This is a genomic window from Aeromicrobium changchenzhani, assembly GCF_057586615.1.
Map to the genome: position 1 here is coordinate 1,494,705 of NZ_CM172480.1, position 20,896 is coordinate 1,515,600.

General features: G+C 61.6%; 24 protein-coding genes and 1 pseudogene. 20 read left to right on the top strand and 5 right to left on the bottom strand.

Annotated features, from left to right (window positions below; all coding sequences use genetic code 11):
* Positions 1 to 76: 76 nt before the first annotated feature.
* The 8 genes and pseudogenes from rpsP to AC2YB9_RS07575 all read left to right on the top strand — a co-directional run.
* A pseudogene (rpsP, locus tag AC2YB9_RS07540) lies at positions 77 to 535 on the top strand (30S ribosomal protein S16); the annotation flags it as partial.
* A gap of 299 nt (positions 536 to 834) precedes the next feature.
* Entirely contained in the window at positions 835 to 1,086 is a 252-nt protein-coding gene (locus AC2YB9_RS07545) for an RNA-binding protein (protein WP_487268191.1), read from the top strand.
* Positions 1,067 to 1,630, top strand: a complete 564-nt coding sequence (rimM, locus tag AC2YB9_RS07550) for a ribosome maturation factor RimM (RefSeq protein ID WP_487268193.1) — start codon at positions 1,067 to 1,069, stop codon at positions 1,628 to 1,630. Before AC2YB9_RS07545 ends, rimM begins: the two co-directional genes overlap by 20 nt.
* Positions 1,627 to 2,316 carry a tRNA (guanosine(37)-N1)-methyltransferase TrmD gene (gene trmD, locus AC2YB9_RS07555; RefSeq protein WP_487268194.1) on the top strand — a complete coding sequence of 230 codons (690 nt, stop codon included), beginning with the start codon at positions 1,627 to 1,629 and terminating at the stop codon, positions 2,314 to 2,316. The genes rimM and trmD overlap by 4 nt, the downstream gene beginning before the upstream one ends.
* Before the next feature lie 163 nt (positions 2,317 to 2,479).
* On the top strand, positions 2,480 to 2,830 hold the full coding sequence (gene rplS, locus AC2YB9_RS07560; RefSeq protein ID WP_487268195.1) for a 50S ribosomal protein L19: 351 nt from the start codon (positions 2,480 to 2,482) through the stop codon (positions 2,828 to 2,830).
* 36 nt (positions 2,831 to 2,866) lie between these two features.
* Positions 2,867 to 3,544, top strand: a complete 678-nt coding sequence (gene lepB, locus AC2YB9_RS07565) for a signal peptidase I (RefSeq protein ID WP_487268196.1) — start codon at positions 2,867 to 2,869, stop codon at positions 3,542 to 3,544.
* A complete protein-coding gene (locus AC2YB9_RS07570; RefSeq protein WP_487268197.1) occupies positions 3,541 to 4,185 on the top strand; it encodes a ribonuclease HII in 645 nt (214 codons plus the stop codon). The genes lepB and AC2YB9_RS07570 overlap by 4 nt, the downstream gene beginning before the upstream one ends.
* Positions 4,182 to 4,493, top strand: a complete 312-nt coding sequence (locus AC2YB9_RS07575; RefSeq protein WP_487268198.1) for a DUF2469 domain-containing protein — start codon at positions 4,182 to 4,184, stop codon at positions 4,491 to 4,493. Before AC2YB9_RS07570 ends, AC2YB9_RS07575 begins: the two co-directional genes overlap by 4 nt.
* Before the next feature lie 43 nt (positions 4,494 to 4,536).
* Here AC2YB9_RS07575 and cobS read toward each other — a convergent pair whose 3' ends face one another.
* Complete coding sequence (cobS, locus tag AC2YB9_RS07580; RefSeq protein WP_487268199.1) at positions 4,537 to 5,262, bottom strand: adenosylcobinamide-GDP ribazoletransferase; 726 nt, start codon at positions 5,260 to 5,262, stop codon at positions 4,537 to 4,539.
* A 132-nt stretch (positions 5,263 to 5,394) separates the two neighbouring features.
* Between cobS and AC2YB9_RS07585 the strand changes: the two genes are divergently transcribed.
* The 4 genes from AC2YB9_RS07585 to AC2YB9_RS07600 are packed head-to-tail and all read left to right on the top strand — an operon-like array spanning position 5,395 to position 9,408.
* Positions 5,395 to 5,757 carry a YraN family protein gene (locus tag AC2YB9_RS07585; RefSeq protein ID WP_487268201.1) on the top strand — a complete coding sequence of 121 codons (363 nt, stop codon included), beginning with the start codon at positions 5,395 to 5,397 and terminating at the stop codon, positions 5,755 to 5,757.
* On the top strand, positions 5,757 to 7,337 hold the full coding sequence (locus tag AC2YB9_RS07590; protein WP_487268202.1) for a YifB family Mg chelatase-like AAA ATPase: 1,581 nt from the start codon (positions 5,757 to 5,759) through the stop codon (positions 7,335 to 7,337). The genes AC2YB9_RS07585 and AC2YB9_RS07590 overlap by 1 nt, the downstream gene beginning before the upstream one ends.
* Positions 7,334 to 8,470 (top strand): DNA-processing protein DprA, encoded by a 1,137-nt coding sequence (dprA, locus tag AC2YB9_RS07595; protein WP_487268203.1) that lies wholly within the window; start codon positions 7,334 to 7,336, stop codon positions 8,468 to 8,470. Before AC2YB9_RS07590 ends, dprA begins: the two co-directional genes overlap by 4 nt.
* A gap of 26 nt (positions 8,471 to 8,496) precedes the next feature.
* The gene (locus AC2YB9_RS07600; RefSeq protein WP_487268204.1) at positions 8,497 to 9,408 is read left to right on the top strand and encodes a tyrosine recombinase XerC; all 912 of its coding nucleotides are present in this window, start codon (positions 8,497 to 8,499) and stop codon (positions 9,406 to 9,408) included.
* An 8-nt stretch (positions 9,409 to 9,416) separates the two neighbouring features.
* On the opposite strand, the gene AC2YB9_RS07605 is transcribed toward AC2YB9_RS07600, so the two are convergent.
* Positions 9,417 to 10,307 carry a peptidoglycan DD-metalloendopeptidase family protein gene (locus tag AC2YB9_RS07605; RefSeq protein WP_487268206.1) on the bottom strand — a complete coding sequence of 297 codons (891 nt, stop codon included), beginning with the start codon at positions 10,305 to 10,307 and terminating at the stop codon, positions 9,417 to 9,419.
* Positions 10,308 to 10,623: 316 nt separating this feature from the next.
* Between AC2YB9_RS07605 and rpsB the strand changes: the two genes are divergently transcribed.
* From rpsB to rlmN, 6 genes are all read left to right on the top strand, one after another.
* The gene (rpsB, locus tag AC2YB9_RS07610; protein ID WP_487268208.1) at positions 10,624 to 11,631 is read left to right on the top strand and encodes a 30S ribosomal protein S2; all 1,008 of its coding nucleotides are present in this window, start codon (positions 10,624 to 10,626) and stop codon (positions 11,629 to 11,631) included.
* A 61-nt stretch (positions 11,632 to 11,692) separates the two neighbouring features.
* Complete coding sequence (gene tsf, locus AC2YB9_RS07615; RefSeq protein ID WP_487268210.1) at positions 11,693 to 12,508, top strand: translation elongation factor Ts; 816 nt, start codon at positions 11,693 to 11,695, stop codon at positions 12,506 to 12,508.
* Between the two features lie 95 nt (positions 12,509 to 12,603).
* Positions 12,604 to 13,311, top strand: coding sequence for a UMP kinase (gene pyrH / locus AC2YB9_RS07620; protein ID WP_487268211.1), 708 nt, complete (start codon positions 12,604 to 12,606; stop codon positions 13,309 to 13,311).
* A 26-nt stretch (positions 13,312 to 13,337) separates the two neighbouring features.
* Complete coding sequence (frr, locus tag AC2YB9_RS07625; RefSeq protein ID WP_487268577.1) at positions 13,338 to 13,892, top strand: ribosome recycling factor; 555 nt, start codon at positions 13,338 to 13,340, stop codon at positions 13,890 to 13,892.
* A complete protein-coding gene (locus AC2YB9_RS07630) occupies positions 13,882 to 14,724 on the top strand; it encodes a phosphatidate cytidylyltransferase (protein WP_487268212.1) in 843 nt (280 codons plus the stop codon). The genes frr and AC2YB9_RS07630 overlap by 11 nt, the downstream gene beginning before the upstream one ends.
* A 52-nt stretch (positions 14,725 to 14,776) precedes the next feature.
* Positions 14,777 to 15,907 (top strand): dual-specificity RNA methyltransferase RlmN, encoded by a 1,131-nt coding sequence (gene rlmN, locus AC2YB9_RS07635; RefSeq protein ID WP_487268213.1) that lies wholly within the window; start codon positions 14,777 to 14,779, stop codon positions 15,905 to 15,907.
* A 15-nt stretch (positions 15,908 to 15,922) separates the two neighbouring features.
* Here the strand turns inward: rlmN and AC2YB9_RS07640 are convergent, their stop codons facing one another.
* Positions 15,923 to 17,644, bottom strand: coding sequence for a TIGR03767 family metallophosphoesterase (locus AC2YB9_RS07640; RefSeq protein WP_487268214.1), 1,722 nt, complete (start codon positions 17,642 to 17,644; stop codon positions 15,923 to 15,925).
* Between the two features lie 98 nt (positions 17,645 to 17,742).
* On the opposite strand from AC2YB9_RS07640, the gene AC2YB9_RS07645 reads away from it, so the two are divergent.
* Positions 17,743 to 18,456: an enoyl-CoA hydratase gene (locus tag AC2YB9_RS07645; RefSeq protein WP_487268216.1), complete on the top strand. Its 714-nt coding sequence runs from the start codon at positions 17,743 to 17,745 to the stop codon at positions 18,454 to 18,456.
* The gene (locus tag AC2YB9_RS07650) at positions 18,453 to 18,899 is read left to right on the top strand and encodes a hypothetical protein (protein WP_487268217.1); all 447 of its coding nucleotides are present in this window, start codon (positions 18,453 to 18,455) and stop codon (positions 18,897 to 18,899) included. Before AC2YB9_RS07645 ends, AC2YB9_RS07650 begins: the two co-directional genes overlap by 4 nt.
* A gap of 90 nt (positions 18,900 to 18,989) precedes the next feature.
* Here the strand turns inward: AC2YB9_RS07650 and AC2YB9_RS07655 are convergent, their stop codons facing one another.
* Together AC2YB9_RS07655 and AC2YB9_RS07660 are read right to left on the bottom strand one after the other, a co-directional pair.
* A complete protein-coding gene (locus tag AC2YB9_RS07655) occupies positions 18,990 to 19,643 on the bottom strand; it encodes a response regulator transcription factor (protein WP_487268218.1) in 654 nt (217 codons plus the stop codon).
* Positions 19,640 to 20,797 (bottom strand): sensor histidine kinase, encoded by a 1,158-nt coding sequence (locus AC2YB9_RS07660; protein WP_487268219.1) that lies wholly within the window; start codon positions 20,795 to 20,797, stop codon positions 19,640 to 19,642. Before AC2YB9_RS07660 ends, AC2YB9_RS07655 begins: the two co-directional genes overlap by 4 nt.
* Positions 20,798 to 20,896 lie beyond the last annotated feature (99 nt).

Sequence of the window (20,896 nt, forward strand, 5' to 3'; positions counted from 1 at the left end):
CGATTTCGTCGTGTCCGTGTCCCCACGCGGACATGCAAGATCATCAACTTCAAGTTCCCAAGGAGACACCACAACCGTGGCAGTCAAAATTCGTTTGAAGCGTATGGGCAAGATCCGTACGCCGTTTTACCGCATCGTCGTCGCCGATTCGCGCGGCAAGCGCGATGGTCGTGCCATCGAAGAGATCGGCACCTACAACCCCAAGGCAGACCCCTCGATCATCACTGTGGTGTCCGACCGTGCGCAGTACTGGCTCGGCGTTGGCGCTCAGCCGACCGAGGCGGTTGTCGCGCTGCTCAAGCTGACCGGTGACTGGGAAAAGTTCTCCGGCGAGAAGCAGGAGCGCCAGCTCGAGGTTGCCGCGCCCAAGCGTGACAAAGCGGAAATCTTCGATGAAGCGTTGAAGGATCTGCACGCAGGCGAGGCCAAAGCCGAAGCGACCACCAAGAAGGCCGCTGCTGCGAAGAAGAAGGCCGACAAGCCAGCCGATGAGGACGCCAAGGCTGAGAAGAAGGCTGAGAAGAAGGCCGACGCGCCCAAGGCCGACGCGCCTGCTGAAGTCAAGGCCGAGAAGAAGGCCGACGCGCCTGCTGAAGTCAAGGCCGAGAAGAAGGCCGACGCGCCTGCTGAAGTCAAGGCCGAGAAGAAGGCCGACGCGCCTGCTGAAGTCAAGGCCGAGAAGAAGGCCGACGCGCCTGCTGAAGTCAAGGCCGAGAAGAAGGCCGACGCGCCTGCTGAAGTCAAGGCCGAGAAGAAGGCCGACAAGCCTGCTGAAGTCAAGGCCGAAGAGCCCAAGGCTGACAAGCCTGCCGCTGACGAAGCCAAGGCCTGATCTTGGCTACGCCAATCGATGACGTGATCGAGCATTTGGTCACCGGCATCGTTGAGCATCCTGATGACGTCGACGTGCGCTCCAAACAGGGACGACATGGCGACTTGTTCGAGGTTCGGGTCAATCCCGACGATCTCGGCAAAGTCATCGGACGCCAGGGCCGTACCGCGACAGCGATCCGCAAGGTCGTCAACGCGATAGCTGGCAAGGGTGGCGCACGCATCGACTTCGTCGATGTCGATCGTCGCGCCTGAACGACACATGTTGGTCGTCGTCGGCCGCATTGGCCGTGCCCATGGCATCCGAGGTGATCTCGGCGTCGACATACGCACTGACGAGCCCGAGCGCAGGTTTGCGCCGGGCTCGTCAGTCGTTGCTGGCACTCGTACGCTCACGATTGTGTCGACCCGGCAGCACAGCGGTCGGCTAATCGTTCGGTTTGATGGAATCAATGACCGTACGGCCGCCGAAACTCTCCATGGCACGGTGCTTGAGGCCGAAGTCGCCGCCGACGAGATGCCCGAAGATCCAGAAGAGTTCTACGACCATCAGTTGATCGGTCTGGAAGTTCGCTCGGGCGATACGGTCGTCGGCACAATCACACAGGTGATCCATCTGCCTGCGCAGGACACCCTCGCGGTCAAGGCAGGGGAGCGGGAGATTCTCATACCGTTTGTTCTGGATCTTGTCCCTGAGGTTCACGTGGCCGAGGGCTACGTTCTCGTTGCCGATCTTCCGGGGCTGTTGGACCCCGATGAAGCTGTGAATGCGGCACCAGATCTGACCGATCCGGCATGAGGATCGACGTCGTCTCGATCTTCCCCGACTATCTGTCGCCGTTGGAATTGTCACTCGTGGGCAAGGCGCGCGCTGCCGGCCTGCTCGAGGTTGGCATTCACGATCTGCGTGACTTCACCACCGATAAACATCGCAGTGTCGATGACACTCCGTATGGCGGCGGGGCTGGCATGGTCATGAAGCCCGAGCCCTGGGCCAACGCGTTGGAGGCGGTGGCCACTTCAGCCGCAGTTGTCGTCGTGCCGACGCCAGCGGGCAAGCCATTTGTCCAAGCCGATGCGGTGCGCCTGTCAACGGCTTCCCAGTTGGTCTTCGCCTGTGGGCGCTACGAGGGTATTGACCAACGCGTTATCGATGAGGCCGCGTCGCATTGGTCCGTCGAGGAGATCTCCCTCGGTGATTTCGTGCTCAATGGGGGAGAAGTGGCCGCGTTGGCAATCATCGAGGCGGTTGTCCGGCTGATTCCGGGCTTCATGGGCAATCCTGAGTCGCTGGTCGAGGAATCCCATGGGACCGACAACTTGCTTGAATATCCGGTCTACACGAAGCCTTCGTCTTGGCGCGGCCGGGACGTGCCCGAAGTGCTCCTGTCGGGCAACCATGGGCTCATCGCGGGGTGGCGTCATGCGCGGTCACTCGAACGTACGAAGTCCCGCCGACCCGACCTGCGGCCACCGACTGCCTGACCCGTCGGCCCGATTTCAGCCGGAACGGGTCGCTGTGGCAAGATGGATACTCGGTGTCGACCGACTGCCACAGGGGTCTAGGTCAGCTAAGCACCGCACTCATACTCAGCAAGACCGACATCACCGTGGGTGGCCTGTGGCACCGGCGAGGGAAGAGACCATCATGGCCAACATCATTGACGAAGTCGCAGCCGCATCGTTGCGCGACGACCGCCCCGCATTCCGCGCCGGCGATACGCTCAAAGTTCACGTTAAGGTCATTGAAGGCAGCCGCTCGCGCGTCCAGGTCTTCCAAGGCATCTGCATCAAGATCCAGGGTTCAGGCGTCGGCCGCACCTTCACCGTCCGCAAGGTCAGCTTCGGCGTCGGCGTCGAGCGTACGTTCCCGCTGCACACCCCGATCATCGAGACGATTGAGGTCGTCACCCGTGGCGATGTGCGTCGCGCAAAGCTCTACTACCTGCGTAGTCTTCGTGGCAAGGCCGCGAAGATCAAGGAAAAGCGCGAAGTCTGATTCGGGTCATCAGGCCCTGCAGGCTAGGCTCGCTCCGTGACTGAGGCTGCGAGCAAGAAGCGACAACTCCCGCTGTGGCAGGAATCGATTCTTCTGGTCGTGATCGCGCTCGTGATGGCGGTTGTCGTCAAGACTTTCCTCGTCCAGGCGTTCTACATCCCGTCCGGATCGATGGAGCCAACAATGCTGGTCAACGACCGCATTTTGGTCCAGAAGGTGTCGTTCTGGGGTGGCAAGGACGTTCAGCGCGGTGACATCATCGTGTTCAACGACCCAGACCACTGGCTTAACGCCGAGGAATCGCGTCAGCCGCACAATGCGGTGCAGCGTGGGCTCGAACTCTTCGGGCTCTTCCCGACTGGTGGACACCTGATCAAACGCGTTGTCGGGGTTGGTGGCGATCACGTCAAATGCTGTGACAACACGGGGCATCTCGAGGTCAACGGCACGTCACTCACCGAGCCATATGTGCTTGACCAGTCACTGACCCGCGATGAGCCGTTCGACGTCAAGGTGCCCAAGAACCATGTGTGGGTTATGGGCGACAATCGTGGCAATTCCAGCGACTCGCGCGCGCATATGGGCTCACCCGGTGGTGGCTTTGTGCCGGTGGAAAACGTCGTCGGCGAGGCGTGGCTGCGGGTATGGCCGTGGAACCGTGCGGGCTTCATCCACGCCCCCGAAACGTTCAAGTCGCTCAACGCCAAAAAATGACCAAACTGCCCAAGGGATCCACTGTACGACGTGATGCCGGGCTGTACGGCTATGAACGCGCGCTGACCCGACAAGGCCTCACTCCGATCGCCGGAGTCGACGAGGCCGGCCGTGGGGCCTGCGCTGGACCGCTTGTCGCGGCCGCGGTGATCCTCAAGGGCAAAATCCCCGGGCTTGCTGACTCCAAGTTATTGACCGAGCGGCGTCGTGAGGCGTGTTTCGCGCTGATCATGGCGCGCGCCGTTGCAGTCGAGGTTGTGTCGATTCCGCCGGCTGAATGCGATCGAATCGGACTGCAACGTGCCAATATCATGGCGCTGCGCAGGGCGCTGGCCCGATTGACCCCGCAGCCCGCATACGCGCTAACCGATGGCTTTCCCGTTGACGGGCTCGGCATGCCGGGGCTAGCGATGTGGAAAGGGGACCGTGTGTCCGCCTCGATCGCGGCGGCATCGGTGATCGCTAAGGTGACACGTGACCGGGTCATGGTGCAGTTGCACGAGCAGTTTCCCGAATACGATTTTGCTACCCACAAGGGTTATGTCACGGCTGCCCATGAAGCGGCGATTCGTGCACATGGGCCTTGCCCGGAGCATAGATTCAGTTATGCCAACGTTCGAGCCGTTCAGGAGACACGATGAGTTCAGAAGATCTGGAGCGCTACGAGTCCGAGATGGAACTCTCGCTGTATCGCGAATACCGAGATGTCGTTGAGATCTTCAAGTACGTTGTGGAGACTGACCGCCGGTTCTACCTGTGCAACGCCGTTGATGTGAAAGTTCGCTCCGAGACCGGCGATGCTTACTTCGAGGTGTCGATGACCGATGCCTGGGTTTGGGATATTTTCCGCCCCGCGCGCTTCGCCAAGAACGTGAAAGTTCTGACTTTCAAGGACGTCAACGTTGAAGAACTGTCTAAGTCTGATCTGAAGATGCCTACGACGCCTTGACCGCCCTTGCGTCATAACGAACGAGGGTTATTGGCCTCAAATTTTATGACGCAACGGACACACAGATCAGGAGTGCGCCAAGCAGTAGGCTCTCGCAGACCTCGATGCTCGCGCCGAGGCAATCGCCGCTGATGCCGCCGATGCGTCGCCGCCAATAGACGATGACGACGCCACTTAGCGGTATCGCGAGGAGCAACGCCGGGGCAAACCAGCTGCTCGCGGCGCCGAGCGCCAGCGCCCAGAAGATGATCGTCGACGTGCGGATCTGCCAGGCGAAACGGTCGGCAAGGCCCGGCTGGATCGGCGGCGTATACCGGCTGAGTACGAGCGTTAACCAGCGCGTCCAGGCCGGTATGAGAACGACCGCCCAGACGTAATCGCTGCCGACAAGCGAGACAAGAAGCACCAGTTTGGTGATCAACTGGAGCACCACGGCCACGACGCCGAACACGCCCATATGCGGATCTTTGAGCACTTCGAGAAAGCGTTCGGGGACACGATGAGCGGCGCCGAAAGCGTCGGCGACATCGCCAAGCCCATCAAGGTGCAGCGCGCCGGTGACGGCCACCCACAGCAGTAGCGACAACCACCCGGCAACCAGCGGTCGTGAATCGACGACATACAGCGGCCAAGCGACGAGCGCCCCGATCACAAGTCCAACGACCGGGAACCAGACGCTGCTCCGACTCAGGCTGCGGTCGTTGAAGTTGCGGACCTGTGGCGTCGGTATACGCGTAAGAAACTGGAACGCCAAGATCAAGCCGGTCATGGGCGCACACTATCGGCGCCGCGGCCGCCGGTTTTCCACAGACCCACCGACGTGCTTACTTGTCCACAGCTTTCGAATCGACGCTGGCGCGCGTTGGCCTGGACCCATGACTGTGGTTGTGGAGGTCATTTCATGACGTATGCGCGCAATCAGGCTTTGGGTCACTATGGCGAGAACCTCGCCGCTGACCATCTCGAATCGCTCGGGATGATCGTCCTCGAGCGAAACTATCGCTGTCGCTTTGGCGAGATCGACATCGTCGCACGCGATGGTTCGACGCTGGTGATCTGTGAGGTCAAGACTCGGACCAGCGTCCGCTATGGGACACCGTTGGAAGCGATCACCGGGCAGAAAGCCACGCGACTCCGGCGGCTGGCGGCCCACTGGCTACAGGATCACGACGTGACACCGCCAAGTGTGCGAATTGATGTTGTGTCGGTGTTGGTGCCCGGCCGCGGCGCGCCTCGTGTCGAGCGCGTCTCTGGGGTGGCGTGATGCCGGCGTCGACTCGCTCGGTGACGCTCGACGGACTCAATGGCCGGCCGATCGAAATCGAAGTGGATATTTCGAATGGTTTGCCCGCCACGATCGTGGTCGGATTGCCCGATACGACGATCAACGAAGCGCGTGATCGGTGCCGCTCAGCAGTCGTCAACTCAGGCACCAGTTGGCCCGATCAGCGGGTGACGATCAACCTTGCGCCATCAACGCTGCCCAAATCTGGTTCGCACTATGACCTGGCGATCGCTTTGGCCGTCTACGGCGCGAAGAACCTTATTCCGACCGATGAGCTGCGCGATTCTGCATTTCTCGGCGAACTAGCACTCGACGGCCGGCTGCGCGCGATCCGTGGTGTTCTCCCGGCAACGGTCGCTGCCGTCGAAGCCGGCTTCACCAGGATCTTCGTGCCCGAAGTCAATGTCGAAGAAGCCGAGCTCGTCGAAGGCATCCAAGTGGTCGGCCTGCGCTCACTCCGGCAGGCAGTGGCGCTTTTGCTCGGCGAGGATGAACCGATCGACCCACCGGTGCCGCCGTTGGACCAGCCACATTCGCTCAATTGGGCCAGCAGCGAACGAATGCAAAATCTGGATCTGAGTGATGTTGCAGGGCAAGAGGAAGCACGGCTGTCGATCGTCGTCGCTGCCGCCGGCGGACATCATTTGTCGATGGTCGGACCGCCAGGGATCGGCAAGACGATGCTGGCGCAACGGTTGCCTGGGCTGCTGCCGGACTTGGGCTATGCGCAATCGATCGAGACGAGTGCCGTCCATTCGATTGCCGGAATACTCAGCTCGGATTCGCCACTGGTCAACCGGCCGCCATTTCTTGATCCGCATCACTCGGCGAGCGCGGTCGCGATTGTCGGGGGAGGGAGCCGGGTGATCCGACCCGGCGCGATGTCGCTGGCACATCATGGGGTTCTCTTCTTGGACGAAGCACCCGAGTTCGCGTCCAATGTTCTCGACGCCTTGCGCCAGCCACTGGAAAGCGGGCATGTTGTGGTCTCTCGTGCTGCGCAGACAGTTGCCTATCCGGCGCGCTTCCAACTCATCCTCGCCTCCAATCCCTGCCCGTGCGGGATGAGCGGTTCGCGTGGCGATCGTTGCCAGTGCACATCGCTGATGCGGCGGCGCTATCGCGACCGGATCTCCGGACCGATCCGCGACCGCATCGACATTCACCGCAATCTTTCCGCACTGTCTAGGCCAGAACTTGCCAATTCGATCAGTACCGCGAGATCGACTGCGGAGATTGCTCCGTATGTCGCTGCTGCCCGCAAACGTCAAGCCGAACGTTATGGGGAGACAAACTGGCGGCTCAATTGCGAAGTCCCAGGGGTTGAACTGCGTAAGCATTGGCCGATCGACGCGGACGGTCGTGCGCTTATCGATCAGCAAATGCGCGCGCAGAAGTTGAGTGCCCGCTCGGCAGATCGTGTCTTGCGACTTGCCTGGACGGTCGCGGATCTCCTTGGGAAGGACCATCCGGGTCTTGGCGAGGTCGATGCCGCGCTCGCGCTGCGACGATCAATGCCGCTGGGAAGCGAGTTGCGTGAGTTGGTGAAGGTGCCATGATTTCGGCCAGCCGCGCCTGCCTTGCACTCAGTCTAATTGCCGAGCCCGGTGATCCACGACTGCTTCAAATCGTTAACGACCGCGACCCGGTCGCGGCGCTGAGTTTGATCTTGGCGGGTCCGGACAGCCGCCATCCGTCAGCGTGGGGCGAACGGGCCCGTCGCCTTGACGAATTGGTGGCGACCGCCCTCGCACGGGCGAAATCGTCCGGCCTGCGCTGGCTCGCTCGAACCGATCGGGCCTGGCCGGAGCAACTGGACCACCTCAACCATGTCGAGCCGATCAACGGCGTGACGGGTGCGCCGCTCGGCCTGTGGCTGCGCGGCAAGGGTGATCTTGCGGACCTGACCGAACGATCGGTCGCGGTCGTGGGCGCGCGTGCCGCCACAACGTATGGCGCCGAGATCGCCGGTGACCTTGGCTCTGATCTCAGCGATTGTGGGTTCACTGTCGTGAGCGGTGCGGCCTACGGCATCGATGCGTGTGCCCATCGAGGCGCGTTGGCGATGGACAAAACGACAATTGCGGTGCTGGCTGGCGGTGCCGACATCGACTACCCAAAATCCAATGCGGCGCTGCTCGCTCGCATTGCGGCCACGGGGCTGGTCGTCAGCGAACAGATGCCCGGCGCGACGCCGCTGAAGGGCCGTTTCCTCTCGCGAAATCGGATAATTGCCGCGCTGACCCAGGGAACTGTTGTGGTCGAGGCAGCCCGGCGCAGCGGATCACTCAATACCCTCAATTGGGCCGATCAGTTGGGGCGTATGACGATGGGCGTTCCCGGTCCTGTGACCTCGCAGGCATCAGACGGCGTCCACGAAGCAATGCGCACGGGACAGGCAATGCTGGTGACGAGTGGCGCCGATGTGATTGAGGCGCTCGGCGAGCTGGGTGCGGTTGATTCGACACCGCCGAGAGCCGCCGAGACGGCTTACGATGCACTTTCGCCGGAAACCCGCCGAGTCCTTGACGCGCTGCCGTGGTCACCGCCGCGGCGCGTTGTCGAGATTTCTGATGAACTGCGGCTGACTGTGGCAGTGACCGAACGTGAGCTTAAACGCCTCGAATTGTTGGGCTACGCGGGTCAAATGACGCATGGCTGGGCATTGTTGCGGCGTGCCGACTTGGTGTGAGGGGCTGCGCGGCCGAAAGTGGTCCTATGGATGATCTGAGCGAGCGGTGGACGAGCGTGCTCGGCGACTACGAACGCCACTTGACTGCCGAGCGAGATCTATCCGCGCATTCGGTCCGCGCTTATCTGGGCGATCTTGAAGGGCTGGCTGCGCATGCGATAAAACTCGGGGTCGACGATCCGGCTCAGCTCACAGTTCGGTCATTGCGCAGTTATCTCGCGACCATGCAGTCCTTGGGCAAGGCACGTACGACCCTGGCGCGGCGGGCGACGTCCGCGCGGGTCTTCACCGCATGGCTGGTCCGAACCGGCCGCGCTGATGCCGATGCGGGGGCGCTGTTGGCGAGCCCCAAGCCGCATCATGATTTGCCGGTCGCGCTCAAACAGGCAGAGATCCGTGAACTTCTCGACGGCTCGGAGTTCGGCGACGACCCGGCCGGCCGCCGTGACCGCGCGATCATTGAATTGTTGTATGCGACCGGTATCCGAGTGGGCGAACTCGTCGGGATTGATATCGACGATCTGGACCGTTCCCGCAATGTTGTGCGAGTGTTCGGCAAGGGGCGCAAGGAACGCTCAGTGCCATTTGGCAACCCGGCGGCTGATGCCCTCGACGACTGGCTCAGGCAGGGACGTCCGCTTGTCGCCACAATTGCCAGCGGCAGCGCAACATTCTTGGGCGTGCAAGGTGGCCGGATCGACCAGCGTGCGGTCCGGCGGATCGTGCATAAACGTGTCGCTTCGATCGACGGCGCTCCTGACATGGGGCCGCACGGATTGCGCCATACCGCCGCGACTCATCTGCTCGAAGGCGGCGCCGATCTGCGTAGCGTACAAGAGATCCTCGGCCATGCTTCGCTGGCAACCACGCAGATCTACACCCACGTCAGCAACGAACGCCTGCGAAGCGCGTTCAAACTTGCGCACCCGCGTGCCTGAGCTTCGAATCACAATAACTTCATCGGGTTCATCGTCTTCCCATCCCGTTTGACCATGAAATGTAGATGGCATCCAGTTGCCAGCCCAGTCGCACCAACCTTGCCGACGACAGCACCCGCCCGGACTCGATCGCCGACCGAAACCGTCTGCCGGGACAGATGGTTGTACGACGTGGTGACCCCGCTGGAATGGCGAAGGATCACTCGCTTTCCGTACGCCGAGCTGTAACTGCGACCGATCACTACTCCCGTCGCGGCGGCGTGGACCGCCGTGCCGCAAGCCACGCCGAAATCGGTGCCGTCGTGGAGTTTGCGGACCCCCGTGATGGGGTGCACCCGCATGCCGTACGGCGACGTAATCGTGCCGCCGACCGGTCTGCGCATTGCTCCTGAACCGGTGTACGGCGGCTTGGGCGGCGGACCGTCGGGGTTAATGAGGCGGATTTGGCCGGTTGTGGCCATGAGCGTGAGCGGATCGAGGTAATGATCGCCGGCCTTGCGACCCAGGTGTAGGCAGACCGTGCCGGGGCAGTGTCCACCGATGGCCAGCAGCGTCCCGATCGGCTGACCGGCGCCGATCGCATCACCGGTCGCCACCGATGCCGCGACCGGTTGGTAGGTCGAGCGTTCGGCGCCGTGATCGACCACCACAATCTGGATGTGGTTGATCGTGCCGACATACGACACCACCCCCGGGGCGACTGATCGGACAGTTTCGCCGATCTTGCCGGCCAGATCAACGCCGCGATTACCGGCACCATAAGGATTGGCTGGCAGATCGAAGGCACGGCCAACTTCATGGCCCGACAGCGGCCAGGACCAGTGCTCCGCGGCCACGGCCGGGTTGGGCTGCAGCACGGCGAGAATCAACAAGAGCGTGACGGTTGCGATTGACTTCATCTGATCAGCAAACGCCGGTACGGGCCACACGGCGAGGACATATTTCGGTGCTGGGGATAAACCATCCGATGGGTTGGATTGTGGACAAACTGCTCGATTGGCTCTGAGCGCCTCAATTGTCGTAGACTTGATCGGCACTCCTTCCGGAGTGACTTCGCGTACTTGTAGCCGTGTGACACGAAAGTTGAACACGGGCGCGGTCCTGGTCCCCTCGGGGTGGGCGGCGCATCTCACGATCAATTGCGAGTGCCAGGGCACCGGCAACCGTTGGTGCATCAACCAGGAATCGGCACTGTGTGCCGCAAGGAGAAACATCATGGCTGTAGTCACCATGCGTGAAATGCTGGAAAGCGGCGTTCACTTCGGTCACCAGACCCGTCGCTGGAACCCCAAAATGAAGCGTTTCATTTTCACCGAGCGCAACGGCATCTATATCATCGACCTCCAGCAGTCGCTGGCCTACATTGACGCCGGCTACGAGTTCGTCAAGAACACTGTCGCCCGTGGCGGAACGGTCCTGTTCGTCGGCACCAAGCGCCAAGCGCAGGAGCCGATCGAAGAGCAGGCCAAGCGTGTCGGTATGCCCTATGTCAACCAGCGTTGGCTCGGCGGCATGCTCACCAACTTCCAGACAATGCACCAGCGTCTTCAGCGCATGAAAGAACTCGAGCTCATCGACTTCGATGACGTCGCGGGTTCGAGCCGTACGAAGAAAGAGCTCCTTCAGATGCGCCGCGAATATGCGAAGCTGCTGAAGACCCTCGGCGGTATCCGTGAGATGGGCAAGGTTCCCGCCGCGGTCTGGATCGTCGACACCAAGAAAGAACACCTCGCGATCGACGAGGCCAAGAAGCTTCACATCCCGGTCGTGGCGATCCTCGACACCAACTGTGATCCCGATGACGTCGACTACCCGATCCCGGGCAACGACGACGCGATCCGCTCGGTTGGTCTGCTGACCCGTGTCATCGCCGATGCCGTTGCCGAGGGCCTGATCGCCCGTGGTGGCGCGAAGACTGCCGACGAGACGCCTGGTGCCGAGCTCGGTGCTGCCGAGCCGCTCGCCGAATGGGAACTCGAAGTCCTCAAGGGCAAGTCAGAAGATGGCAAGCCGGAAGAGGGTAAGCCGGAAGAGTCGGCAAAGACTGCTGAAGCTGCTGCTCCAGCTGCTGACGCTGCCGCGCCCGCCGCTGCTGCGCCTGCCGCTGACGCTGCCGCGCCCGCCGCTGCTGCGCCTGCCGCTGACGCCGCGCCTGCCGCTGACGCTGCTCCTGCGGAAACTGCTGCTCCTGCCGCTGACAAGGCGACTTCGACCGACGCCTGAAACTAGCTGACGGTGGGGTGCTTCGGCACCCCACCGCACAATCTGGAAACGAGAGATAACAATGGCAATTGCTGCCGTAGACGTGAAGAAGCTTCGCGACGCCACCGGCGCGGGCATGATGGACGCCAAGAAGGCGTTGACTGAAGCCGACGGTGACTTCGACAAGGCGATTGAGATGCTGCGTATCTCTGGTGCTGCGAAGGCCGCCAAGCGTGGCGCCGAGCGTGATGCCACTGCTGGCCTCGTCGCGACCTCGGGCAGCGCTCTGGTCGAGCTCAACTCAGAAACCGACTTCGTCGCTAAGAACGAACAGTTCATTGCGCTGGCCAACGAATTGGCCGTCGCAGCTGACGCCGCCAAGCCCGCTGACGCCGAAGCATTCGGCTCGGTCAAATTGGCCAATGGCAAGACCGTCACCGAGGCCGTGGCCGAGCTTGCTCGCGTCATCGGCGAGAAGATCGAGCTCGGCCGCGTTGCCGCGTTCGACGGTCAGGTCGCCACCTACATGCACCGTCGTGCCAGTGATCTGCCGCCTGCGGTTGGTGTCATGGTCGAGTTCGAAGGTGCCGATGCAGACGCTGCACGCGGCGCTGCCATGCAGATCGCGGCAATGCGTCCGCGTTACCTGACGCGTGAAGATGTCCCCGCTGATATCGTCGCCAAAGAGCGTGAGATCGCCGAGGCGACGTCACGTGAAGAGGGCAAGCCCGAACAAGCGATCGCGAAAATCACCGAAGGCCGACTCAACGGATTCTTCAAAGAAGTCGTGTTGCTCGAACAGGCTTCGGTCCAAGACCACAAAAAGTCGGTTAAAAGTGTTCTTGATGAAGCAGGTGTCACGCTCACGCGTTTCGCTCACATCGAGATCGGCGCCTGACTCACTCGCACAACATCCCTACAAGACGGAGGCCGGAGCCAGTGGACACAGCAAGAGAAGTCGACACTCCGGCCTCTGATCATTCTGCTTCCGATTTGAGTGGACGCCGAGTGCTGCTCAAGCTCTCCGGCGAAGTATTCGGTGGCGGCAAGATCGGCATCGATCCCGAAGTCGTCAATGCCATCGCCCGGCAGATTGCCCAGGCCGTTAACGAGGGCGTCCAAGTGGCGATTGTTGTCGGCGGTGGCAATTTCTTCCGCGGCGCGGAACTCGCACAACATGGCATGGACCGCTCACGTGCCGATTACATCGGCATGCTCGGCACTGTGATGAATTGTCTGGCGTTGCAAGATTTTTGTGAGAAGCAGGGCATTGAGACCCGGGTCCAGTCCGCCATCACGATGGGCCAGGTAGCCGAGCCGTACATTCCGCGCCGCGCGATCCGTCACCTTGAGAAGGGCCGTGTCGTGATCTTCGGTGCTGGCGCCGGTATGCCGTACTTCTCGACCGATACGGTGGCCGCCCAACGTGCACTCGAGATTAACGCGGAGGTGGTCCTGATGTCTAAGAATGGCGTTGACGGTGTCTATTCCGCTGATCCTCGCACTGACCCGGCGGCCAAGAAGTACGACGAGCTTTCCTTTGATGACGCGTTGCGACTCGGGCTCAAAGTCGTCGACGCGGCCGCATTTGCGTTGTGTATGGAAAATAAGCTCCCCATGATTGTCTTTGGCATGCAGGGTGAAGGCAATATCTCCCGCGTCCTTCGTGGTGAGAAGATCGGAACACTTGTCCGGGCCTGAGCTCGGACCCTCAAGGAGTAATTGTGATTGACGAAACGTTGCGCGAAGCCGAAACCAAGATGGCCAAGGCCGTCGAGCACTCGCGCGAGGAATTCGCCGCGATCCGCACCGGACGTGCACATCCGGCGATGTTTGCCAAGCTCACTGCCGACTACTACGGTCAGCAGACACCGATTAGCCAGCTGGCGGGTTTCACGGTGCCCGAGCCGCGCATGGTTGTCATCAACCCCTATGACCTCGGCGCGAAGGCCGCAATTGAGAAGGCCATCCGTGATTCGGATTTGGGCGTCAACCCGACCGATGACGGCAAAGTGTTGCGTGTGACCCTGCCCGAACTCACTGAAGATCGTCGCCGCGACTACGTCAAGTTGGCGCGCGCCAAGGCCGAGGACGGCCGCATTGCCGTACGCAATTTGCGACGTAGTGGCAAGCAGGCGCTGGACAAGGCCGAAAAGGAATCCGAAATCAGCAAGGACGACAACACCGGCGCCGAGAAGCGCCTCGACGGCCTTACGAAGAAGTACGTTGACACGATCGACGAACTCCTGAAGAACAAAGAGGCTGAACTCCTTGAAGTCTGACACGACGCAATCCGAAGCCAAATCCAGTCGTGCAGGACGAGATCTTCCTGCCGCATTCGGGGTTGGCATCAGCCTTGCGCTGTTGGTGATTGCGTCGCTGTATTTCTACAAGGCCGCGTTTATCGCGGTCGTGGTCGTGGCGCTGGGCATCGGCGCCTTCGAGATTTCCCGAGCCTTCAAGACCGCAGGCATCCAGATTCCGTTGCCACCGATTCTCACCGGCGGACTTGCGATGATGGTTGGCGGTTACTACGGCGGCGTCGAGACTGCCGCAGTAGCGATGGCGTTGACCGTCATCGGTACGCTCATCTGGCGATTGGCCGATGGGGCCGACGGGTTTGTCCGAGACACCAGTGCGGGCATTTTTGTGCTGTCTTACCTGCCGCTGATGGGTGTTTTCGTTGCGCTGATGTTGCACGAGAGTGATGGCGAATGGCGCATCGTGGCTTTCATCGTCGCAACAGTTGCCTCTGATATCGGCGGCTATACGGCCGGCGTACTGTTCGGCAAGCATCCGATGGCACCAACCATCAGCCCAAAGAAGTCTTGGGAAGGCTTTGCAGGCTCGATGACGATGGGCATGATTGCTGGTGTCCTGACCGTCATTTATGCCTTGGACGGACGTTGGTGGGTTGGCCTTATCCTGGGTGCAGCCGCCGTCATCATGGCGACCCTTGGTGATCTGAGCGAATCGCTCATCAAACGTGACATCGGCATCAAAGACATGGGCGATCTGCTCCCCGGTCACGGTGGCTTGATGGATCGTCTCGACTCGCTCATTGCGGTAGCGCCTGTTGCCTGGTTGATCCTGCACTATTTGGTGCCCGCATGATCACCACACAAAACTGCGCCGCTTACCCGTTTCGCTCGTGGGGGGACCCCGCATGACAGAAGAACCCATCAAGACGCTGCCGCTGGTTTTCAAGCAGCGCAAAGGACTCAAGAAGCCACCGCGCCACCTTGCCGATTTGAGCGCGGACGAGCGCAAGGCTGCTGCCGAGGCAATGGGCGAACCGGCATTTCGCGTCAAGCAGGTCGCCCAGCATTATTTCGGTCGGCTCGAACGCGATCCCGAGGCAATGACAGACCTACCGGCCGCGAGCCGCGACCGGATTGTTGCCGAGCTTCTGCCGACCCTGCTCAATTCGGTCAAGGTCCTCGAAGCGGACAAGGGCACGACTCGCAAAACCTTATGGCGGCTCTTCGACGGAGCGCTGGTCGAATCAGTCCTGATGCGTTATCCCGAACGTGCCACGATTTGTGTCTCCAGCCAAGCTGGCTGTGGCATGGCGTGCCCGTTCTGTGCGACCGGTCAGGGTGGTCTGCAACGCAATATGAGCACCGCTGAGATCATCGACCAAGTCGTCGATGGTGCCGGAGCGATGGTTCGCGGTGAGATCCCCGGTGGTCCGGGACGGCTCTCCAATGTCGTGTTCATGGGCATGGGCGAGCCGATGGCCAATTACAAGGCGGTTATCGGTTCCGTGCGCCAGATGGTCGCACCGGTTCCCGATGGGCTCGGCATGTCGGCCCGCAATATCACTGTCAGCACGGTGGGCCTCGTACCTCGGATGCTGCAGCTAGCTGAAGAAGGCATACCCGTCACGCTTGCACTGTCGTTGCACGCGCCCGACGACGAGCTCCGTAATGAGCTTGTTCCGATCAATACTCGGTGGTCGGTGCACGAGGCAGTCGCTGCGGCGTGGAACTACGCCAAGGTCACCAAACGTCGAGTCTCGATCGAGTACGCGATGATCAAAGACATCAATGATCAGGCATGGCGCGCCGACCTCCTCGGTGACGTCCTGCAGTCCTACGGCGATTGGGGATGGGTGCACGTCAACCTGATCCCGCTCAACCCGACGCCGGGCTCCAAGTGGACCGCATCGCGGCCCGAGGACGAACGTGAATTTGTGCGCCGGCTGATCGCCAAGGGCGTGCCGACCACGGTCCGCGACACGCGAGGCAGCGATATCGACGGCGCCTGCGGTCAACTCGCGGCAGTTGACAGCTGATCGGTTACCGACGACTCACAGCAGCGGGTTATTGACCAAAAGCTCGACATTGCGGGCGTTGAGCGTGCCCTCCTGCGCGCTCGTACGCTGCTGTGGATCGTTCATCGCGAGTTCGCGCGCCAGACCGGCCAATGCGGCCGGGCTACTGGTGACTCCGCCGTAGGCAGCCGGCCCGGAGTGGTCGACCATCGTGGTGAAGATCGACAGGGTGCTGTCCGCATTGTCGACGATCTCAATAAGCCGCGCCTGCTGCGGAAAGTCGACGTGCGAGGCAGTGTTGATCTCCCAGAAGCCGCTTGCGCCAGCTGGCGCAGGGCGTGCCCAAATCTGGTTCTTGTGGGTATGTCCATTGACCCACGCGACCACATTGGGGTTGGCATGCAGAAGGGCGACGACGGCCGGACCAAGCACCCGGGTGTTCGGATCGAGGCCGGTGACAACCAGCGGGTTGTCCATAGTCTCGGATGTGTGATGGCTGAAGATCAGTACGATCTTGTTCTTTGAGGCCGCCAGAAGTTTGGTCAACCACGTCATTTGCGGTGTGTCGATCGATCCGCTGTCGTAACCATTGGGATTGACCGTATCCAACACAACGCAGCGGACGTTGCCGCGATCAAATGTGTAGTAGGCGGTGCCGAGCCGCTTGTTTTCGGCCGTGAAGCCGTGCCCGATGGGTGATCCGGATGTCTTGAAATGTTCGGCAACGACCTGGGGGCGGGTGATCTGGCGTCGCTTCACATCCGGGGTCACCAGACGCACCGGCGCACCGAGGCCAAGGGCGCCCAAAAGCGGTGTGAGCTTGAGACCGTCGAGACCACTGACGACGTCGGCCTGGGAGACTCCCGGCGGTACCGCGGTGACTTTCAATGCGCCGGTCGAAATCAGGCTGAGCGGGAGACTATGCGGGAAGTTGCCCTGGACCAGTCCGTCGTGATTACCGAAAGCGGTGTACCAGGGCATGTGGAGTCCCTCCGTGACGAAGGGCTTGCGGGCGGCATCAAGGAGGCCGGGCACCTGCGGGAAGCCGAACATCGACTTGAACAGGTCAGGCTTCTTGCCGCTGCGCGGTGCATCGGGATGCCAGTAATGGACGTCATCGGTCTTGGCATCGGACACCCCCTCATACTTCGTCTTGTTGCCCGAATCTGCGGCGATGGTCTTGCCACCGTCCATGACATCGATGTTCCAGCGGAACTCGTTGAGCTGACAATTGTCCGAATTGTCACCGGTTTGCATCGCGAAGGCCAGCGTGCTTCCGCATACCGGGCCGCGGCCGATCGAGTTGATGGCACGCACCATGGCTTCGGCGACATGCACCGTGAGCATCTCGTGGGCACGATAGCTCGACTGCAGCAGATTGAGCGTCGGCGCATTGCCATAGGTGTCCTCCAGCCGGTCGACGTACTCGACCCGCATTGGCGACTGTTCGTCGATGAGGTGGACATCGGTCATGTGGGCGAAGGCCAAAATCGGTGTGCGGGTCGCCGTACGGTTGCTGCCGGCAGGAACGCCGAGATCAGTTCGCACCGTGTGCGGCTCGCCCGACTGCTGGACGACCGGAGCGTAACCGCCCGCGCCCGCCGTGCCCCGTACGAGCGTCATCGCAAGCGTCGTGTGTTGTGGCGCCACCGGACCGGCGGTTGCCCACGCGGCCGGGGAGAGTGCCATGTCGGTCAGCGCCACCGCGCCAGTGATGACCGCTCCGGACTGGATCAGCTTGCGCCGAGTTATCTGCATGCACGGATCAACGAGCCGATGGGGTGGAGGTCACACCGCAGTTCGGATGCGAAATACTGGGCAATTAGATTGATGTTTATGTGCGGCCAAGGAGAACCATGCTCGGAGTGACCAATGATGGCGCTGTCGTCATCCTCGAACTGCAGCGCGAAGATCGCCGTAATGCCTTGAACCTCGACCTGTGTCGAGCGCTCCATGCGGCGGTTGACCAGGCCGTCACCGATGGCGCGCGGGCGATCGTGGTGACCGGGGCCGGCACGGCGTTCTGCTCGGGTGCAGATCTTGGCGGCGTGTATGGCAATGAGTTCCTCGATGCGTTGTATGGAATGCTGCACCGGTTGACCGAAGTACCGGTCCCGCTGATTGCAGCGGTCAATGGACCGGCGATCGGCGCGGGTACTCAACTCGCAATCGCCTGTGATTTGCGGATTGCCGACGGGACTGCGAAGTTCGGAGTACCGACCGCACGCAACGGTATGGCCGTGGATGCGTGGACAATCCGCACGCTGGCCGATCTTGCCGGGCACGGGCCTGCGCGTCGGTTGATGATCGGTGCGGAGCTTCTCGACTGTCAGCAATCACTTGATGCCGGATTGGTCGATCGCACCGGCACGCTTAAGGATGCAATTGCCTGGGCGCACGAGATCGCCGCCCTTGCCCCACTGTCAATCGCGCACAACAAACTCGTGCTCAACGGCGGGAGTGATGCTGCCATCGCTGACAGCTTCGCCCGCTGCTGGGCGAGCGACGACGTGAAGGAAGCGGCCGCTGCCCGTAAAGACAAGCGGGCTCCGGAGTTCAGCGGCCGATGACGAGTCTCATCTTTCGGGCACTCGACACGCCAGTCATCCAGGGGCGCGCCGATGATCCGGCGTTTGATGACGGCTCCCTGGCTATGACGGTGGGTCGCTGCCTGGCCGAGTCAGCCGCAATTGCTGGCGGCTTGGCCTATCTCGGCGTCACCGAGGGCACTCGTGTCGCGATCAACGTTTCTGGCGGGAATCAGATCCTGGCGGTTCTCGCGTGCGCCCGCCTTGGCGCAATCCCCGACCCCGACGCTGCCATCGGGATCGTCGGTGAACCAGTGGTGGTCCGGATCGAGGACCAAGAACATGACTGGTCGACGGTGAACTCTGCTGGCCGACTGGACCCGATGCCGGCGCCCGAAGCCGATCCGCCCGGCTACGCCGAACTTCTGCTCGACGCCTATGGCCACATCTTCGAAGCGCTCCTGTCTGGGCGCTTGATTACCTGATCTGTTCGCGACGAGTTCGACGAGTTCGACGAACAATGAGGGTTTCGTGTCGTTGGTTGGTCGAAAACCCTCATCGTTGGTCGGATTGGCTCAGAGTTGGCCAGCGTCGTGCATCCGTATGGCCACCTGTACGCGGTTGCCGACATCGAGTTTGCTGAAAATGTGGGAGATATGGGCTTTGACGGTCGGAACGCTCATATGCAGATCGGTGGCGATTTCGGCGTTGGACGCACCTCTACCAACTGCGGTCGCGACCTCGTGTTCACGGTCGGTCAACACCTCGATTGATTGCTGGGCACTCAATTCGCGACCGTCGGGGGCGGCGTCGGTGACCTGACGGATGAGCTGCTCGGTCACGGTTGGGGACAGCATCGGCTCGCCGTCGTGAACGCGGCGGACCGCTGCGACGATATCGGCTGGGGGAGTGTCTTTCAGCAGGAAGCCGCTGGCGCCGTTCGCGAGCGCCCGTATGACGAAGTTATCCGCATCGAAGGTCGTCAGGACGATTATGTTGGCCGACGTCTCAAGAGCACAGATTTCTGCTGTTGCGGCAATTCCGTCGAGCACCGGCATACGGATATCCATCAGGACGACGTCAACATGGTTGCCGCGAACGAAGTCGATCGCTTCTCGACCGTTGGCGGCTTCGCCGATGACCTCGAGGTCATCGGCACCACCGAGGATCAGCGCGAGCCCAGCACGGACCAGCGGATCGTCGTCGGTGATCAACAGGCGAATTGTCATGCGGGCCACGGTAACCATGCCTGGAGGACAAAGATTCGCTCCGGGGTGATCGTGTGGGTCAAGGTGCCGCCGCTGAGCTCGGTACGCTCACGGAGCCCGATCAAACCCAGTCCAGAATCAGGCGCCTGCAGTCGAGCATCGCCGATCCGCAATGGATTGCTCACCACGCCGGAGATGCCGATACCAGGTGCCCCGGACACCGTGATCGTGATGCGCGTGTCGGTCGCATGTTTGCGCGCATTTGTGAGCCCTTCCTGGACGACGCGGTAGAGCGTACGGCCGATGCTGTCGGGCAATCCGACCGGAAGGTCAGCGGGGTCGAAGTCGATCCGCATCCCTGAGTCGCTGGCCTCCTCGACGAGCGCCGGAATATCGTCAGCCGACGGCTGTGGAAGTTCTGGTGCAGTATCGCTGGGATCGTTACGCAGCACTCCCAGGACCTCACGGAGTTCGATCAGCGCCTGGTGGGAGTTCTTCTGAATGATGTCAGCGGTCGCACGCATCTGGTCGGCGCTGAGATCGGTTCGATAGGTCAGCGCGCCGGCATGCATCGACACGAGCGAGATTCGATGCGCGAGTACGTCATGCATCTCCCGCGCGATCCGACTGCGTTCGGCAATGCGGGACTGCGCCACCTGGGCCGACTGCTCGGACTCGGCCCGCACGGCACGTTCGCGCAGGGTGGCAAGTAGCTCACGGCGGGATCCGATGTAGAGACCCCAGCCGATGCTGACCCCGATGCTCGACACGATCGCGGTGGCTGACAGCGCCCAAGGGTCGCTGGACTTGGGAGCGAGAAGATTGATACACGTGCTCGCCGCAACCGAGACGATCGCAACCGGAACAATTTCGCGCCACTTTCGCCGCGTGGACAGTGACACAAGTGCGAGGGTTGCCGGGCCGCCAGCGAGCGAGGAAATGCCGCTGGCTGCTGCGGTGAACAGTGCGATTGGCACCGGGAATCGGCGTCGCCAGAGCAGCAGGATGAAGCAGAGGACGCCAAGTGCTAGATCCACGCCGAACCACAGGTGGTTGTGATCTAACTGCCACTCGACGAACTGGGACCAGCCGAGCAGCGATAGCGCCAGGACTGCAATGGCTCGCCAAATCTGACTCCAACGGGAGAGACGTGGTTGATAAGCGGCCGGTTGCACAACCCAAGGCTAGAGCGTGCCTCGGTTTGGCGCGTCGGCCCAAGGTCGCTGACCGTCTCATACTTTCGACGCTCAAGTTCTAGCCGCAGGGTGGATGAA

Bases quoted from the DNA above. Each gene is read 5' to 3' on its own strand.
- AC2YB9_RS07600 (WP_487268204.1), top strand. From the start codon at position 8,497: ATGGATGATCTGAGCGAGCGGTGGACGAGCGTGCTCGGCGACTACGAA.
- dprA (WP_487268203.1), top strand. From the start codon at position 7,334: ATGATTTCGGCCAGCCGCGCCTGCCTTGCACTCAGTCTAATTGCCGAG.
- AC2YB9_RS07640 (WP_487268214.1), bottom strand. From the start codon at position 17,644: ATGCAGATAACTCGGCGCAAGCTGATCCAGTCCGGAGCGGTCATCACT.
- AC2YB9_RS07570 (WP_487268197.1), top strand. From the start codon at position 3,541: ATGACCAAACTGCCCAAGGGATCCACTGTACGACGTGATGCCGGGCTG.
- rlmN (WP_487268213.1), top strand. From the start codon at position 14,777: ATGACAGAAGAACCCATCAAGACGCTGCCGCTGGTTTTCAAGCAGCGC.
- tsf (WP_487268210.1), top strand. From the start codon at position 11,693: ATGGCAATTGCTGCCGTAGACGTGAAGAAGCTTCGCGACGCCACCGGC.
- AC2YB9_RS07650 (WP_487268217.1), top strand. From the start codon at position 18,453: ATGACGAGTCTCATCTTTCGGGCACTCGACACGCCAGTCATCCAGGGG.
- rplS (WP_487268195.1), top strand. From the start codon at position 2,480: ATGGCCAACATCATTGACGAAGTCGCAGCCGCATCGTTGCGCGACGAC.
- AC2YB9_RS07605 (WP_487268206.1), bottom strand. From the start codon at position 10,307: ATGAAGTCAATCGCAACCGTCACGCTCTTGTTGATTCTCGCCGTGCTG.
- rimM (WP_487268193.1), top strand. From the start codon at position 1,067: ATGTCGATCGTCGCGCCTGAACGACACATGTTGGTCGTCGTCGGCCGC.
- AC2YB9_RS07575 (WP_487268198.1), top strand. From the start codon at position 4,182: ATGAGTTCAGAAGATCTGGAGCGCTACGAGTCCGAGATGGAACTCTCG.
- rpsB (WP_487268208.1), top strand. From the start codon at position 10,624: ATGGCTGTAGTCACCATGCGTGAAATGCTGGAAAGCGGCGTTCACTTC.
- AC2YB9_RS07585 (WP_487268201.1), top strand. From the start codon at position 5,395: ATGACGTATGCGCGCAATCAGGCTTTGGGTCACTATGGCGAGAACCTC.
- cobS (WP_487268199.1), bottom strand. From the start codon at position 5,262: ATGACCGGCTTGATCTTGGCGTTCCAGTTTCTTACGCGTATACCGACG.
- AC2YB9_RS07645 (WP_487268216.1), top strand. From the start codon at position 17,743: ATGCTCGGAGTGACCAATGATGGCGCTGTCGTCATCCTCGAACTGCAG.
- trmD (WP_487268194.1), top strand. From the start codon at position 1,627: ATGAGGATCGACGTCGTCTCGATCTTCCCCGACTATCTGTCGCCGTTG.
- AC2YB9_RS07590 (WP_487268202.1), top strand. From the start codon at position 5,757: ATGCCGGCGTCGACTCGCTCGGTGACGCTCGACGGACTCAATGGCCGG.
- AC2YB9_RS07655 (WP_487268218.1), bottom strand. From the start codon at position 19,643: ATGACAATTCGCCTGTTGATCACCGACGACGATCCGCTGGTCCGTGCT.